Origin of the sequence: Trichococcus flocculiformis (assembly GCF_963662535.1) — a bacterium.
GTDB classification, from domain to species: Bacteria; Bacillota; Bacilli; order Lactobacillales; family Aerococcaceae; genus Trichococcus; species Trichococcus flocculiformis.
Map to the genome: position 1 here is coordinate 1,293,418 of NZ_OY759718.1, position 17,052 is coordinate 1,310,469.

At 46.8% G+C, this 17,052-nt stretch carries 13 protein-coding genes; 10 read left to right on the forward strand and 3 right to left on the reverse strand.

Going from position 1 to position 17,052, the window contains the following annotated elements:
- Window positions 1-6: 6 nt before the first annotated feature.
- The 10 genes from galE (at window position 7) to lacG (ending at window position 12,960) form a co-directional block, all read left to right on the forward strand.
- Window positions 7-1,023, forward strand: coding sequence for a UDP-glucose 4-epimerase GalE (galE, locus tag ACKPCD_RS06270; RefSeq protein WP_321434395.1), 1,017 nt, complete (start codon window positions 7-9; stop codon window positions 1,021-1,023).
- Between the two features lie 141 nt (window positions 1,024-1,164).
- On the forward strand, window positions 1,165-2,049 hold the full coding sequence (gene galU, locus ACKPCD_RS06275; RefSeq protein WP_321434396.1) for a UTP--glucose-1-phosphate uridylyltransferase GalU: 885 nt from the start codon (window positions 1,165-1,167) through the stop codon (window positions 2,047-2,049).
- A 91-nt stretch (window positions 2,050-2,140) separates the two neighbouring features.
- Window positions 2,141-3,184, forward strand: a complete 1,044-nt coding sequence (locus ACKPCD_RS06280) for a glycosyltransferase family 2 protein (protein WP_321434397.1) — start codon at window positions 2,141-2,143, stop codon at window positions 3,182-3,184.
- Window positions 3,185-3,205: 21 nt separating this feature from the next.
- The gene (locus ACKPCD_RS06285) at window positions 3,206-4,312 is read left to right on the forward strand and encodes a glycosyltransferase family 1 protein (protein ID WP_321434398.1); all 1,107 of its coding nucleotides are present in this window, start codon (window positions 3,206-3,208) and stop codon (window positions 4,310-4,312) included.
- On the forward strand, window positions 4,309-5,379 hold the full coding sequence (locus ACKPCD_RS06290; protein ID WP_321434399.1) for a hypothetical protein: 1,071 nt from the start codon (window positions 4,309-4,311) through the stop codon (window positions 5,377-5,379). The genes ACKPCD_RS06285 and ACKPCD_RS06290 overlap by 4 nt, the downstream gene beginning before the upstream one ends.
- A 20-nt stretch (window positions 5,380-5,399) precedes the next feature.
- Window positions 5,400-6,452: an EpsG family protein gene (locus tag ACKPCD_RS06295; protein WP_319219345.1), complete on the forward strand. Its 1,053-nt coding sequence runs from the start codon at window positions 5,400-5,402 to the stop codon at window positions 6,450-6,452.
- A 186-nt stretch (window positions 6,453-6,638) separates the two neighbouring features.
- Entirely contained in the window at window positions 6,639-9,104 is a 2,466-nt protein-coding gene (locus ACKPCD_RS06300) for a GW dipeptide domain-containing protein (protein WP_321434400.1), read from the forward strand.
- A 398-nt stretch (window positions 9,105-9,502) separates the two neighbouring features.
- Window positions 9,503-9,820: a PTS lactose/cellobiose transporter subunit IIA gene (locus tag ACKPCD_RS06305; protein WP_068561019.1), complete on the forward strand. Its 318-nt coding sequence runs from the start codon at window positions 9,503-9,505 to the stop codon at window positions 9,818-9,820.
- A 5-nt stretch (window positions 9,821-9,825) separates the two neighbouring features.
- Window positions 9,826-11,541 carry a lactose-specific PTS transporter subunit EIIC gene (locus tag ACKPCD_RS06310; protein ID WP_321434544.1) on the forward strand — a complete coding sequence of 572 codons (1,716 nt, stop codon included), beginning with the start codon at window positions 9,826-9,828 and terminating at the stop codon, window positions 11,539-11,541.
- Between the two features lie 15 nt (window positions 11,542-11,556).
- The gene (gene lacG / locus ACKPCD_RS06315) at window positions 11,557-12,960 is read left to right on the forward strand and encodes a 6-phospho-beta-galactosidase (RefSeq protein ID WP_321434401.1); all 1,404 of its coding nucleotides are present in this window, start codon (window positions 11,557-11,559) and stop codon (window positions 12,958-12,960) included.
- A 333-nt stretch (window positions 12,961-13,293) separates the two neighbouring features.
- Here lacG and ACKPCD_RS06320 read toward each other — a convergent pair whose 3' ends face one another.
- The 3 genes from ACKPCD_RS06320 to ACKPCD_RS06330 all read right to left on the reverse strand — a co-directional run bounded on the left by ACKPCD_RS06320 (window position 13,294) and on the right by ACKPCD_RS06330 (window position 16,922).
- A complete protein-coding gene (locus ACKPCD_RS06320; protein ID WP_321434545.1) occupies window positions 13,294-13,980 on the reverse strand; it encodes an HAD family hydrolase in 687 nt (228 codons plus the stop codon).
- 2 nt (window positions 13,981-13,982) lie between these two features.
- Window positions 13,983-14,762, reverse strand: coding sequence for a DeoR/GlpR family DNA-binding transcription regulator (locus tag ACKPCD_RS06325; RefSeq protein WP_321434402.1), 780 nt, complete (start codon window positions 14,760-14,762; stop codon window positions 13,983-13,985).
- An 822-nt stretch (window positions 14,763-15,584) separates the two neighbouring features.
- Entirely contained in the window at window positions 15,585-16,922 is a 1,338-nt protein-coding gene (locus ACKPCD_RS06330) for a DDE-type integrase/transposase/recombinase (RefSeq protein ID WP_321433154.1), read from the reverse strand.
- Between the last annotated feature and the right edge of the window lie 130 nt (window positions 16,923-17,052).

Below are 17,052 nucleotides of genomic sequence, written 5' to 3' on the forward strand. Positions count from 1 at the left end.
GATATTATGTCAGCAGTATTAGTAACAGGCGGCGCCGGCTACATCGGCAGCCATACCGTAGTGGAATTATTGAATGCAGGACAAGAAGTGGTCATCGTCGATAATTACTCCAACAGCAAGCCGGAAGTATTGAACCGAATTGAAACGATTACCGGTAAAGCACCGACGTTCTATGAAGTGGATGTGCTGGACCGCGAAGCCTTGGACGCCGTATTCGCAAAAGAGGACATCGACTCGGTCATACATTTTGCGGGCTACAAAGCAGTCGGTGAATCCGTGGCGAAACCGATCGAATATTACCACAACAACATCACGAGCTCCTTGGTGCTGTGCGATGTTATGCGCAGCCACGGCGTGAAGAAAATCGTCTTCAGCTCTTCGGCGACGGTTTACGGCATGAACAACGTGTCACCGCTGACGGAAGACCTGCCGACAAGCGCAACGAACCCTTACGGCTACACGAAAGTGATGATTGAACAAATCCTTCAGGATATTGCAGTTTCCGATTCCGAATGGAGCATCGCTTTGTTGCGCTACTTCAACCCGATCGGCGCACATGAGTCCGGCTTGATCGGCGAAGACCCGACCGGCATCCCAAATAACCTGATGCCGTACATCACGCAAGTGGCTGTCGGAAAATTGCCGCGCCTGAGCGTGTTCGGTGATGATTACGATACACATGACGGCACAGGCGTGCGCGACTATATCCACGTCGTCGACTTGGCGTTGGGTCACATCAAGGCTTTGGACAAAATCAAAGAAACGGAAGGCGTCGGCATCTACAATCTCGGTACTGGTATCGGCTATAGCGTGCTGGACTTGACGTATAACTTTCAGAAAGCAACCGGTGTAGAGATTCCTTACACCATCATCGATAGACGTCCTGGCGATGTTGCGACCTGTTACGCGGACGCGACGAAAGCCAAAGAAGAACTGGGCTGGACAGCTCAGAAGACATTGGCGGATATGTGCCGCGACTCCTGGAATTGGCAAAAGAACAATCCGAATGGATACGAAGCTTAATTTTACGCTGAACGAGCTTGGGCCGCGGCATCGCTCATCCGATTGGATGTGTGCCGTGGCCTTTTTTCTGTCCTATGTTGATTCTTTTTTATCGGCATCTTTGTTATAATGAAACGGACTATTCATGAAAGAGGGAGACACATGACGAAAGTACGGAAAGCTGTAATACCTGCAGCAGGTTTGGGAACACGTTTTTTACCAGCAACAAAAGCGATGGCTAAAGAGATGATGCCGATCGTGGATACACCGAGTATCCAATATGTGGTGGAAGAAGCTATGGCTGCCGGCATCGAAGAGATCATCATCATCTCCGGGAAAGGCAAGAGTCCGATCGAAGACCATTTTGACGTAAATATTGCGTTGGAAGAAAACTTGAAAGAAAAAGGCAAGACGGCGATGCTGGAATTGGTTCAGAAGACGAACATTCCGCACATCCATTATGTGCGTCAAGCCTACCCGCATGGACTCGGTGACGCTATTCTGCAGGCCGAGGCTTTCATCGGAAACGAACCGTTTGTCGTGCTGTTGGGCGATGATATCATGCCGAGCGAAGTCCCGTTGGCTAAAGCGTTGATGGATACCTACGACGAAACGAAGGGCGGTGTTGTGGCGACGATGCGCATCCCCGAAGATATGACCAACCGGTACGGCATCATTGACATCAAGGAGCAGGTCGGCGAACACATCTACAGCGTCAACCATTTCATCGAAAAACCGGCTCCGGAAGAAGCGCCGAGTAACCTTGCCATCATCGGCAGGTATCTTTTGACACCGGAAATATTCGACATTTTGCGCAACCAAGCGCCGGATGCCGGGAATGAAATCCAGTTGACGGATGCGATTGAATCATTGAACGCGATCCATCCGCTGGTGGCGTACGAATATACCGGCAAGCGCTACGACGTGGGAGACAAATACGGTCTGTTGATCGCCAACATCGAATTCGGTCTGGAGAACAAAGATACAGCCGACAAAATGCGCACTTATCTGAAAGAATTGGCGAAGGAATTAAAGAACAAAGCGTAACGCGTTGCACTGACAGGAGCAAATTTCTGCATAGCCCCGGCCTTTTTTGGCCTGGGTGCTCTGTCATGCCCTACGTTAGGAAGGAAAACTAATGGAAAACAAATCTTTTTTCAGCATCGTGATCCCAGCCTACAACTGCGCCAGGACTATCCTTGCTACATTGGAGAGTATCGCCGCCCAGACGGTCAGCGATTTTGAAGTCATCATCGTGAATGACGGTTCGAAGGATGCGACAGCGGATGTTCTGCAAGAATTCGCAAACATGGACAGCCGCTTTTCTTTCATCACCATTCCGAACAACGGACCGGGAAATGCCCGCAACCAGGGCATCGCCCGCGCACAAGGGCGGTATCTGTTTTTGATGGATGCGGACGATGAAATTGAGCAACATACTTTGGAACGCTACCAAACGATCCTAACCGGCGAAGCCCCGGATCTGATTGTGGCTTCCTATAATCTGCGGGTGCTTGACAACCAGGAGATCGTTTCGGAAAAACAAGTCATCGCCGAAGATCGAACCTACGCTTCGAACACGGCGTTCCTGGAGAATCTGTATCCTTTGATGAACAAGCAACTGATGTATGTCATCTGGAACAAGATTTACCGTCTGGACATCATCCGCGAGCATCAGATCGCCTTTCCGAGCTACAGCAGCTGTGAGGACCGCTTGTTCAACATCGCCTACTACCGTCATGCTCAAAAAGTCGTGACGACAAGTGAGGTGCTGTACCAATACGCCTTCGAAGGCAAGAGCAGCTTGACGAACAAGTATTTCGACAATAAATTCGAAACGTTCCTGGAATTCTACAATGAATTGCTGGACCTGACCGACAAGGACCTGGGCGGCTTCAGCGCGCTTTTCCTGAAAGGCACGATGTCCTGCATCATCCCGCTGCACGGAGCAAGCTGCCCGTTGGATTGGACCGGCAAAACGGCCTATATCCAAAAAATACTGCAGCACCCGCGTGTGCAGTACGCAACGGCCCACAGCCTGACTGATACGCCGATCCGGAAAATCATGAAACTATTATTCCGATCGAAATCGGTCTACCTGAACTACATCGCTTCCGGCATGATGCACCTCTTAAGCAATGCGTCGCCGAAATTGATCGAAAAACTCAAAGGAAATTTCTAGAAAGATGGGAGAACTATACCAATGACTCAGCCTAAACGTGTCCTGCATTTCCAGGGCAGAATGGGAAAGGGCGGGGCGGAGACGTTCATGATGAATGCCTACCGCAACATAGACCGTTCCAAGTACCAATTCGATTTCGTCATCTATGAAGAATTTGCCGACGTGCGTTCCTACCATGATGAAATCGCAGCATTGGGGGGCAAGATTTTTGTCGTGCCGAACCCGAACAAGCACCCGCTGCGCTACATCAACACCGTCAGCAAGCTTCTGCAGGAGAACCAAGTCGATGTCGTCCACAACGAAATCTTCTTCGGCGGCGGCCTGAACCTGTGGCTGGCTGCAAGAGCCGGCGTCAAAAAACGCATCGCCCATAGCCATGCGACTTCCGACGGCAAAGGCAATCGCTTCCCATACAGCGTCGTGCGTCCGATTTTCAACAATCTGATGATGAAATATGCGACTGATTTCATTGGCTGCTCGGATGAAGCCGGCATCGGCCTATTCGGCAAGGAACAACCTTTCGTCATGCTTCCGAACGGCATCGATCTCGACCGTTACCGCAACGTATCGGTGACGAAAGCAGAAATGCATGCGCAGTTGGGCATTCCGGCAAATGCCTTTGTGATTGGTCACATCGGCCGTTTCGAAGAACAAAAAAATCACCGGCTGTTGTTGAAGATTGTCCAACACATCCTAAAGAAACATCCGAATACGTACCTCTTGTCGGTCGGAGCCGGCAGTCTTGAAGCAGAGATCCATGGCTTAGCCAAGGAACTGAAAATCGAAGACCATGTGCTCTTTTTGGGCGAACGCGAAGATATCGCCGAACTGCTGAAAGCGATGGACGTCTTCCTGTTGCCTTCGTTGTATGAGGGCTTGCCGATCGTGGCGGTGGAGGCTCAGGCTGCCAACGTCAAATTGGTACTGTCAACGGAAGTGTCAAAAGATACTGTGTTGTCCGAAAATGTCCGTTTTGTGCCGTTGGATGCGGAGCTGGACCGTTGGGAAGCCGAAATCATGGGCAATCCGCAAGGCAACCGTCCGAAACCGGAAATGGAAGCATTTGATATGCTGAAGACCGCAAAAGCGCTGGAAAAAATCTACGATGCAACGGAGGGTACGGCATGAAAAACTTACCGACCATGAAGGAAACGAAGGCATTTATGCAGGACAACAAAAAGACGATCGTCGGGACAGCTTTAGCCATTGTCATCCTGTATGCACTGGCGATCGCTTATACGCTGTTCAGCGATGATAAAGTCGAAGAAATCAAGGAAATCAATCCAGCTACCGGCTTGGAGCTGCAGTTGATCACGGATGCTGAATACAAGGCTTTACTGGAAGATGCCGTACGGTTTGATTTCTATGTAGAGAATACGGAAGGCTATGCCTTTACGAACTTCAACCTTTTGGAAGCTGTACTGTTGTCTCCGGAAGTCTACGAGCTGATCCATTCCGCGGAACCGATCGTCGCGACTGAAGAAATCGAAGCGATGGAGGAGGGCGATATCCCGGCAAATTACATGATCGATGTGGATACGGATTATGATACTAGCGAATTGCATATTACGGTAGGGACCGGTGATGAAGCGAAAAACACAGCTATCGCTACGTTGCTCTATCAAGCCATCCAGGATGAGACACTACCGTTCTTTGCAAACAAGAGCGTCTACTTGCTGTCTGAACCGCACGTGGTCCAACTTGAGAAAGGGCCTGAGCCAACGGATGAAACCGGAAGTGCCAGCTTGCCACTGTATCTCATCATGGGAGCTGGCTTGTTCATCGGCGGCTTGCTTTTCGGTATGTTGTTAGCCTTCTTCCGTCTCTTCTTCAAAAAGGAAATCACAGACGTGTTCAACTATCGCATGAGCGATGACGATACTGTATTGGACTTGTCGCATACGAATGCCGCTGAGCAGGAAACGGCTTTGGCGCACGGCATCCAGCATCCGGCTGCGGCACGTAAACTGATCCTGTCCGAGGAACCTTTGGCGCCAGCTGTGCAAAAACGCTTGGAGCAGATGACAGGCGCGCCGTACGTGTTCGCAAAATCCGTACTCGCGGCAGATCCTTTATTGCATTTCGAGGAAATCATCCTGGTCTCCCGCAAGAACGGCACAACAAAGGACTGGTACAAGAACCAACGCACGCTATTGGAAAATTACGCGACTCCAATCAAAATCATCTTAATCTAGCATTGGAGGAGGAATAATGGATGGCTCTCTATGTCTTTACATTCATCACCCTGTTGCTGCTCAGCATTGCTGAAGTGTTCTATGACAACAAAAAAATCGTTCTGATCGGCGGTGGCCTCCTGGCTATTTTGGCCGGGTTGCGCTATTATTCGGGATACGATTTCGTTTCTTATTATTACTTTTTCTACGACTTGACCGGGTTGTCCGATGTCTTCAACGGCAGCATCGATGCCGAGCCCGGCTACCTGTTCTTGAATTATTTGTTCCTTAAGCTAGGTTTGAATTACTATGCGTTCATTCTCTTTTTCGCATTCCTGAGCATGGGGTTGTTGGTCAATTATCTTTACAAAAATAATCCGTACCCATCCTTGGTCCTGTTCTACTATTTTTCGCGTTTCTTTTTGGCGAGGGATATGGGACAGATCCGTGGTTCGATTGCGAGCATCATCCTGCTCTATTCGGTGAAATACATGCAACAGAAACAGCTGTTCCGCTTTCTGTTGGTGGTCGGGATTGCCTCGCTATTCCACATCACAGCGCTCATTTTCATCGTCGGCTACGTCTATGAGAATTATCTCCATAACGGCAGCTGGCTGCAGGTGATGGTGCTGTTCGGACTGGCGGTCGCTGCAGGAATTGTCGTGCAGATGCCTCAGTTGTATCTGTGGGCGGTGCCGGATCGCTACGCTCCGTACTTCACGAATCCGGCCTACACCGGTGGGCAATGGCTGCTGAATCCGGTCTTGCTGATGCAATTGTTGATTTTCTTCGGCACCTTGCTGTTCACGAATATCCGCAAAGATGAAAAATACCGCACGTACCACAACCTCTACTTCCTGGCTTCGTTGATCCTGATCGCTTTCGGAAATCTGGCGACGGTAGGGGGACGTTTGAGTTCACCGTTCGCGACCTATGAGATGTTTGTGGCGCCGTATTTCATCCTGAATTTTACGAAGAACAAAATGGTCAATCTGATTTTCTGCCTGGGATTCACGGTCGTCATCTTCCTGCTGATCTTTATCTTGTCAGGGGATTACGCCTACTTTATCCCTTACGACACGCTTTTGAAATAGAATATGTAGCAACCTCTGGCTGATCTGTAGATTTTACGGATAGGCCAGAGGTTTTTTTGCAGGCTGATATTTTGACAGTCCCAAAAATGCGGATGCGATTCGGGTTGAAAAGTGGTAAGATGAAAATGCATTCACAAATTTTATGTTTTTTGATGCAAGGATTGTTTGAAGGAGGAATTTAAAAGGATGTTTCATGGAAATAGAGGGCATGGGCGCAGAGCCGCGTTGGCAAGTGCAGTCCTGCTGACTTTAGGGCTGGCAAGTGCACCTGCGACTTTTGCCGAAGAGCTGAACGAAATAACCACCATTGTGACGCAAGCCAGTGTGCAGATCCTGTCGACTACGGTTGTTGATTATGAGGCGCGCGTGCTGTCGGCAACGGATGCGATCAATACGCAGCCTTGGGGAACGCCGGGATTCGAAACGATTGGCTGGAGTGCTGACTACACAGGCAAGACGGTCGCGGTGACGCAAGAAAAACTGGCCGATAATGGCGTAACGTGGGCATATATCTCAGTGGACGGAACGGCTATTGGCTGGATTGCGAAAACCGCCTTATCCGCGCCGGTCGAGCCGGATTACCTTGAGGTCGTGTCGACGACCGCAGTCGAGTACACGGCAACGATTACCCGTGGCACGGATGCCATCAACGCAGCGCCATGGGGGACGCGGGGGTTCAAGATACTAGCCTACAGTGCCGACCATCTTGGTGAAACAGTCACAATCAGCGAAGAAAAAGTAGTTGAAAATGGTGTTACCTGGGCTTTTATTTCAGTGGACGGCACCCAACTCGGCTGGATCGCCAAGGACGCTTTGACCGAACCGGATTATTTGGAAGTGTTGGAGACGACCGATATCGATTACACCGCCACCATCACGCGCGGCACAGATGCGATCAACACTGTCCCATGGGGCATGCGCGGCTTCAAGACCGTGGCTCTCAGCTCTGCTTACCTAGGCAAGACCGCCACGGTGACGCAAGAGAAGTTGCTTGAAAACGGCGTAACCTGGGCGTTGATCACAGTGGATGGCAAACAATTGGGCTGGATCGCCACAGGAGCTTTGACTGAACCGACTTATGTGCAGATTGTGTCGACGACAACCGTTGATTACGATGCCACAATTGTCCGCGCAGGCGATGCCATCAACACGCAACCTTGGGGGACCAGAGGCTACAAAACAATTGCGGACAGTACGTCCTATATGAATCAGCAAGTACTTGTCACGCAAGAAAAAGTGGCTGATAATGGCGTTACTTGGGCCTTGATCACCCAAAACGGCAGACAATTGGGTTGGATCGCCAAGGATGCATTGAGAAAGGTTATCTATGTTGAAATTTTGTCGACGATCGACGTGGATTATCCGGCTACAGTCACGCGCAGTGGGGATGGCATCAATACGCAGCCTTGGGGAACGAGAGGGTATCAAACCATCGGCACCAGCTCCGACTATCTCGGTAAGCAAGTGACCGTCGTTCAAGAAAAAGTGGCGGACAATGGCGTGACCTGGGCCTTGATCTCGATAGATGGGAAACAGCTTGGCTGGATCGCAAAAGCCGCTTTGACGGAACCAACGTATGTTCAAGTTGTCTCTTCGAAGTCTGTTTTCTACCAAGCGACTGTTTTGCGGGCAACGGATGGCATCAACACCTCTCCATGGGGTACAAAAGGGTACAAAACAATCGGCTACAGTTATACGTATCTGGGGCAAAAAGTGACTGTCACGAAAGAGCAAGTAACGGATAATGGCGTGACGTGGGCTCTGATTTCCATCAATGGAAAGGAAATCGGTTGGATCGCCAAGGACGCACTTTTCAATAAGGTCATCTCAACGACCGACACATTCTATAAGGCGACAATCATACGCGGTACGGACGGCATCAACACCTTACCGTGGGGGACGGAAGGCTACCAAACAATCGGTTACACAGCGAGTTACCTCGGCAGCAGCGTAACGGTCAGCCAAGAAAAGTTGACTGCGGATGGAGTCCTCTGGGCATTGGCTTCCCTGAACGGAAAAGTATTGGGTTGGATCGCCAAGGATGCCTTGACGGTTGCGGATCTGAATCATACTGTGTTCCTTGATCCTGGACATGGCGGCTGGGAAGCGGGCGCGACCTACAGCAATGTGATGGAAAAAACGATCAATCTAGCCGTTTCGAACAAGGTGAAAGCGAATCTGGAAGCTTTGGGATTCACGGTCATCATGTCGCGCACAACCGATACATATGTTGGTTTGTTGGAGCGTTCGAAAGAAGCAAATGCTTCGGGAGCGGATATTTTCGTCAGCATCCACCACAATGCGATGCCTGCGAATGCAACCGTCACGGGAATTGAGACATATTACTATGAATACGACTCCGACTATCCACCGATCATCAATGAGGACATGCATAATGACCCGACACGTATTCTGGAAAGTGCAGATTTAGCATCGGCAATCCAGGGTTCCTTGGTTGAAAATACCGGTGCGATCGATCGTGGTGTGCGTCGGAATACTTTTGCTGTTCTACGCGAAACGGCAATTCCGGCTGTATTGCTGGAATTGGGATACATGAGCTCGCCAACCGAATTAGCGAAACTGACTACGGCCAGCTATCAGGCGACTTTGGCGAAAGCCATCACGGCAGGGATTGTGGCCTATTTCGAATAACTGAAAAAACGGGAGAAACTTTACTTAGAAGGTTCTCCCGTTTTTTATATAATTAAAAAACAAAAAAAAACATTTAATGAACAAAAACAAAAAAATAAAACAAAAAAACGAACAAAAAGGTTGATTTTGTGTTTGGTTCTGTTTATAATGAGGGCATAAGGAAATAAAAACGCTTCCGGAAAAATTAGTTAAGGGGAAATTAATAGGGTTCTTGTACCGGGGACGGATTTAGCTGGTAAGGAATTGAAATCAATCATTACAAATCAAAGAAGGTGAGCAAGCTGCACGTAAATGGTGGCGTAAGACTGGCTTTAATACTAGCGATACACTAAGCAAAGTTCTTGGAACGACAGCAACATCTTGGAAAGAAAAAATCTGAACAAATTGGAGGAAATAAAATGAACAGGGAAGAAGCTACTTTATTAGGGTTTGAAATTGTTGCCTATGCAGGTGAAGCACGATCGTACCTTTTGGATGCTTTAAAAGCAGCGGAAAAAGGTGATTATGATAAAGCCGAAGCATTATGTGAAGAAGCAAATACCAGCATCATAGAAGCTCATAAAGCTCAGACAAGTTTGCTTACTATGGAAGCTTCAGGTGATGATATTGCGTACAGCGTTACGATGATGCATGGACAGGATCACTTGATGACAACATTGCTGCTTAGGGATTTGATGAAACATATGATTGAATTGTATAAAAGAGGGAGCAACTAATTATGATGAATGCATTGATTGCACAAATTGAAAAAGCTAAACCTTTCTTTGAGAAAGTATCCCGTAATATCTATCTACGCGCAATACGTGATGGCTTTATCTCAGCGATGCCTGTTGTTCTGTTTTCAAGTATTTTCCTATTGATTGCCTATGTTCCTAATATCTTCGGTTTCTCATGGAGTGCATCGACTGAAGCTTTGATTATGAAACCATACGGATATACAATGGGGATTTTAGGAGTTTTGGTTGCCGGCACAACAGCAAAATCTTTAACGGATTCCTTTAACAGAAAGCTGGAAAACACCAATCAAATTAACTTCCTTTCCACTATGCTGGCTTCCATATCCGGTTTCTTACTCCTTGCTGCGGATGCAGTTGAGGGCGGTGGATTTGCAAACGGATTCTTAGGGACAAAAGGACTATTGACAGCGTTTCTTGCAGCATTCATTACTGTGAATATCTATAATATCACTGTGAAAAATAATGTGACAATCCGGATGCCGGAAGAAGTACCACCAAACATTTCACAAGTATTTAAAGATATCATTCCTTTTACCTTAGTGATAGTCGTTCTTTATGGTTTGGATATAGTGACCAGGAACATTATGGGCACGAATGTGGCGGAGTCTGTTATTAAGTTATTTGAGCCACTGTTCACAGCGGCTGATGGTTACTTGGGTATTACAATCATATTTGGTGCATATGCACTATTCTGGTTTGTCGGTATACATGGGCCATCTATCGTTGAACCTGCTATTGCAGCGATTACTTATGCGAATATTGAAACAAATTTCCAACTTTTACAGGCTGGACAGCATGCAGATAAGATTCTGACATCCGGAACACAGATGTTTATCGTTACAATGGGTGGTACGGGTGCAACGTTAGTTGTTCCATTCATGTTCATGTGGTTATCAAAATCAAAACGGAATAAGGCGATCGGCAGAGCGTCAGTTGTGCCAACTTTCTTTGGGGTTAATGAGCCAATTTTATTTGGAGCACCTATCGTATTAAATCCAGTATTCTTTGTTCCATTTATTTTTGCACCAATTGCTAACGTATGGATTTTCAAATTCTTCGTTGATGTTATTGGAATGAACAGCTTTAGTGTGAATTTGCCTTGGACAACACCAGGTCCTTTAGGGATCGTTATCGGAACAGGATTCGGGCTGATGTCACTTGTTCTTGCTCTTACATTGATTGTAGTGGACGTAGTGATTTACTACCCATTCTTTAAAGTCTACGATGCACAAATTCTTGAAGAAGAAAAAGCTGGAGTATCATCTACGGATAGTTTGAAAGAAAAAATTGAAGGCAGCTTTGATACTAAAAAAGCCAAAGCGGTCCTTGCAAGTGCTGATACGAACGAGAATGATCCGAAAGTTTTTGAAAATAAAATAATAGAAGCTAAAAATGTTCTTGTCCTTTGTGCCGGCGGTGGAACAAGTGGCCTTCTTGCTAATGCTTTAAATAAAGCTGCGGCTGAATATGGGGCTCCTGTAAAAGCAGCAGCAGGTAGCTATGGGGCGCACATGGATATCATGAAAGACTATGATTTAGTCATCCTGGCACCTCAAGTAGCTTCGAATTACGAAGATATCAAACAGGATACTGATAGATTGGGCGTTAAACTTGCTAAAACGCAAGGAGGTCAATACATTAAATTGACCCGTGATGGCCAAGGGGCTCTTGCATTTGTTCAGGAACAATTTGAAGACTAGACAGGAGATTATAATATGAAAAAGTTACCAAAAGATTTTATTTTCGGGGGCGCAACAGCAGCCTATCAAGCTGAAGGGGCGACACAAACAGATGGAAAAGGCCGTGTAGCATGGGATACTTATCTTGAAGAAAACTATTGGTATACAGCAGAGCCAGCCAGTGATTTTTATCATCGTTATCCTGTGGACCTGGAACTTAGTGAAAAATTCGGTGTAAACGGCATTCGCATTTCCATTGCATGGTCACGTATTTTTCCGACTGGTTTTGGTGAAGTAAATCCTAAAGGTGTTGAATACTATCATAATCTCTTTTCAGAATGCCATAAACGTCATGTAGAACCTTTTGTCACGCTGCATCATTTTGATACTCCGGAAGTGTTGCATTCAGATGGAGATTTCTTAAATCGTAAAAACATTGACTATTTTGTTGATTACGCTGAATTCTGTTTTAAAGAATTTTCAGAAGTGAACTATTGGACTACATTCAATGAAATAGGCCCGATAGGTGATGGTCAATACTTAGTGGGTAAATTCCCACCAGGGATCAAGTATGATTTTGAAAAATTATTCCAATCCCATCACAACATGATGCTTGCACATGCAAGAGCGGTCAAGCTTTATAAGGATAACAGCTATTCAGGAGAAATAGGTGTCGTTCATGCGCTCCCAACAAAGTACCCTTATGATCCATCCAATCCGGGTGACGTGCGGGCAGCAGAATTGGAAGACATTATCCATAACAAATTCATTCTGGATGCCACTTACTTGGGTAGGTACTCTCAAAAAACGATGGAGGGTGTCAATCATATTCTCTCCGTAAATGGCGGCACTTTGGATCTTCGTGAAGAGGATTTTGAAATGCTTGAGGCAGCTAAGGATTTAAATGATTTTCTGGGCATCAATTATTACATGAGCGATTGGATGCGTGCCTTTGATGGTGAATCAGAAATTACGCATAATGCAACGGGGGCTAAAGGCGGATCTAAATATCAGCTGAAAGGTGTCGGAAGAAGAGAGTTTGACGTAGATGTTCCACGAACGGATTGGGATTGGATGATCTACCCACAAGGCTTATATGATCAAATGATGCGGGTCAAAAATGATTATCCTAATTACAAAAAAATCTACATTACTGAAAATGGCCTAGGCTATAAAGATGAATTTGTAGATGGTACAGTCAAGGATGATGCACGTATCGATTATGTTAAAAAACATTTAGAGATCATTTCAGATGCAATAACAGCAGGTGTGAACGTGAAAGGTTATTTCATATGGTCATTGATGGATGTTTTCTCGTGGTCAAATGGCTATGAGAAACGCTACGGATTATTCTACGTGGATTTTGAAACACAGGAACGTTATCCGAAGAAAAGTGCTTACTGGTACAAGAAGTTAGCAGAAACTCAGATAATCGAATAGCACGGTTTATTCTTATAGAGTAGGAAAGTAAAAAATAATACAACTACACAAAAAAGCATCGGGAAATTTTTTCCCGATGCTTTTTTTTTCGGGGAATTGAGAGCCAGCTCCGGTGAAGGGACTGCTCATCGGTGGAACCGATCCACAAATAGGGGCCAACGCCGGCGAAGCACCCTTCGCCGGAGCAGGACAGCGAAACCCAGCAGTCAACTACGGCGAAGCCGTCGTTCACCGGAGCACAGCTCCCGTTGATACGGTAACCTTGGCAACAACGTACTTTACCAAAAAGAGAACGCACCATCGGCCCGGCCGATGGTGCGTTCTCTTTAACTTTTATGCTTGCTCTGCGAAAAGGCGCTGGGTGAAGCCGTGGAAGTCCGTGATGACACCGTCCTTGCAGAGGTTTTCCTTTTGGAAGGTTTCCCGGTTCTTGAAGAACGGGTCGATTGCGATGATCATACCGATGTTCGCGCTGTTGGCCGCGCGGAGCCCGGAATAGGCGTCCTCAATGACCAGACATTCTTCGGGGGGGACCCCGAGTTTTCTGGCGGCATGCAGGAAGATGTCCGGCTCCGGTTTGCCGGGGAAGGAACCATCATCGAAGACGACTTTGTCCGGATCGAACCAACGATCAAGCGCAAAGGTGTCGAAATAGAAGTCGACATTTTCTTTGATGGTCGCGGTGGCGATCGTCAGCGGCAACTTGCGCTCCTTCAGATCGTCCAACACTTCGGTCAAGCCGTCCGTCAATACGAGTTGCTCCGGTTTGCTCAGGCAGAGTCTGCGGTAATGCTCTTCCTTCTCCAATGAAAGTTTCTGCACTTCTTCGTCCGTCAAGTCAGGGGATACAAAATGACGCAGGATTTTGTCGTTCGTGCGGCCGTGTACGTTTGTCAGAATCTCTGTTTCTGTGAGCCCGTTGCCTGGACTGTACTTTTGGATCATGTCGATCCAGGCCTGTTCGTGCAGATGCGAATCCTGGAACATTGTGCCGTTGAAATCAAAAATGATGCCGTTCAGTTTCATAAGTTAGCTCCTTCTTCTGTTTGGGCTTGGGTCAAGGTGACGTATTGCGAGTAATGCGTGACCAGATCTGCGCTGATATGGTCATCGGTGACCAGATAATCGATGTCGTGCAGGTTGTAGAAATTGTAGAAGTCGTCCCGGTTGAATTTCTTGTTGTCCGCCAGCAAGTATTTTGTGCGGGAGTTGTTCAGGGCGATGTTCTGGGTTTCACCTTCCGCCATGCTATAGGTGGAGATCGCTTCATTGTGGATGCCGTTGGCGCTGATGAAGCATTTGGAGAACTTCAACTTTTTCAGGTTGTCGTTCGCGATTGGGCCGAAGAAAGCACCCGTGTTTTTCCGGTAATCGCCACCGATCATAATGATATCCGCGGTGTCGTATTGGCGCAGATTTTCAAAAACCGGATAGCTGTTTGTGATGATGCGGATTTTTTTGCCGCCGAGATAGCTCGCCAGTATTTCGATCGTCGTGCCCGGCCCGAGGAAAATGGTGTCGCCATCCTCAACGTAGCTTGCCGCCAATTTGGCAATCGCTTGCTTTTCTTCTTTTTGGACTTCTTGTTTTTCCGTATGCGAGAGTTCCTGGTCCAATGAGTAGCTGATGCTTTGTGCTCCGCCGTGGATGCGCAGGATTTTTCCGGCCTTATCGAGTTCGTCCAGATCCCTGCGCACGGTCATGTCGGAAACGTTCAGTTGCTTGACGATATCGGCTACGGTGATGATGCCTTCCTGGTTGACGATTTCAGTGAGTATCAGCAGGCGTTCTTTTTTTAACATTTTCATTCACCTCTTTATGTTAACCATAATTTAGCACAATTTCACGATCTGGTCAACAGAGAACGAACAAAAATAAACAAAAACGCGACAATTTGATGGGTTTTCGAACAAAAATGTGTTTTTTAATGTCGTGGCGGTGAAATCAATTGCTTATTAATCGTTTGGATACGTTTTCCATAGAGGATGAAAGAAACACAAACAATCATTAATGAACATGGGTGGGGGATTTGGTGAAGATGGTCCAGTTCCGGCGAAGCCGCGACTCGCCGGAGGAAAGCCTCGAAATTCGATCCCTCCTCCGGCGAGCGGAAGCCCACCGGAGGAGACAACTAAAAACAGCGTTTACCTCCGGCCGAGGATTGCTCGCCGGAGGTAAACGTTCGTATAATCAGTCAGCTCAGGCGAAACCACGGATCAGTGAGGCGGCAGCGCTTTAATTGTGAAAACGTTTGTAACGGAAAAGTAATGATGCGTTAATGACGCAGAGTGATATAATGAAACTATCTAATTTAAATACATTTTAAGAAATCCGTCGACAGATAGGTAGTGCCAAAAATTCTATGGAAACTGCCCCAAATAACGAGGTGATGTGAAAAACCAAGCCCTGCTATTCAAAGTTAGGTGAAACAAACGCTCTTGACAACCGAGCCAATGGTTTCTTCCTTTGCCGTCAAGGGCGACGGTATACAAAAGGAGCAGCACAAAGTAGCCCTTGGCTTAGCTAATTTTAAACCATTGGCTTTTCGGATTGTAAAGAGTACGCTCCGCCGTGTGTTTAGTTTATTGGTTCTCTCTTTTTTTAGAGGGCTCCGGTGCCAAAAGTTAAGGGGTTTGGTCCATCAGCCAATCTTGGGATAAAGAGATTAATTTTGTCCATTTAGCCGGCATGTTGGGAAGTTTGTCCAGCTCAGGAATCAACACGGGTACCTTCTTTTCTAAGGCAGCGTGCGGTCTCAAAAAGTTGAAGTACACACAGAATAAGGTCACGAAAGAGACTGATCCCTGTTGGGATCCGAATCCGGTGGTCGCTCTGTAATTGCCTTTGAATGTTCGGTTCAACCGTTCGATGATTTGTTTTAACGGTCGGTATTCCTTTGACACCGGATCATTATTTGTAAGTCCGATTACTTGCTTCACGTCAAAGGGGATGCCGTGTTGGGCATAGTAGTGTTGAGCCAGAAGGTAGATGGGGTTGCCGTCGACGATGAAAGTTAGGTCCTCCGGTATCTGGGGCATCTTTTTGAAGACTTCGCGCAAGGCATAAATAGCGGATTCCGTATCTCGGTTTGGCGAAACATAGTTCGACAAAATTATTTTTTTGACGGCATCAAAGAAGAAAAACAAATAGTTCCAGCGACCGCCAACGCGGATGTAAGTCTCATCTCCGCAGAATTGATCGGATAATTCGTAAGGATAGTTCTCCAGGAACGGCTTCAGAACCACGGATGTACTGGAAGCGTAGTTGAGTATGGTTTGACCTGAGATTCTGACATTATGTACATCGTACATAAGTGCCGCTGTTTTTCTGGCCGAAAGACCGTAGTTTACGTGGTAGGTCAGTATCAATCCCAGAGTATGGGGCGAACAATGGATATTGGCCAGATTCACCTTCGGTTGAATGACTGAATCCTTTGAGATCGGATGAAAAGGAATATTGAATTGGCGGAAGAGATAGTGCATCTTGAATTGTTGGGAATCCTTCTCAAACAATTCTTTTTCTTCCGGAGTCAATTCTTTCAGCCTACGCAAGTAATAAGGACAGTCCGCTCTTTTACACTTGTAGACATCGAATCCATTGCGGTCTTTGATTTTCTCCAACGGATGTGAGCAATGCGGACACTTTAAAATGGCTTCTTTTGAATAACGGTTTTTAGGGTTGAATAAGGCGTCACAGACTTTACAGTTGCATTGGCCTTTGGAGCCATTATTGGCGTAGAGGTAGTCCGAGGGAGCGTTGCAGCGTGGGCAGGTTGTATTGAGGTCTAGGTTGATTTTAACGCCATTGCGGCGTTGAATAGGCTGGAGAACTTTCCCAGTTTTTTCGAAATGAGTTTGGAGAAGCAGCTGATAGTCCAACTTTTCAACTTTTTCAATCAAAGGCAGTTCATCGACTTTGAGCTTCTGGTAATTTAAATTATCCGGAGCAGTTAACTGAGGCATACGGGAATTTTTCGTCAACAGGATTACTAGGTTAATTAACGCAAGAATAATCATTCGTTGACGCTTGATAATATCAACTAAATAGGTTAATAATAGAGGTAGCAACTTGTCATCTTCCTTTCTTTTGGGG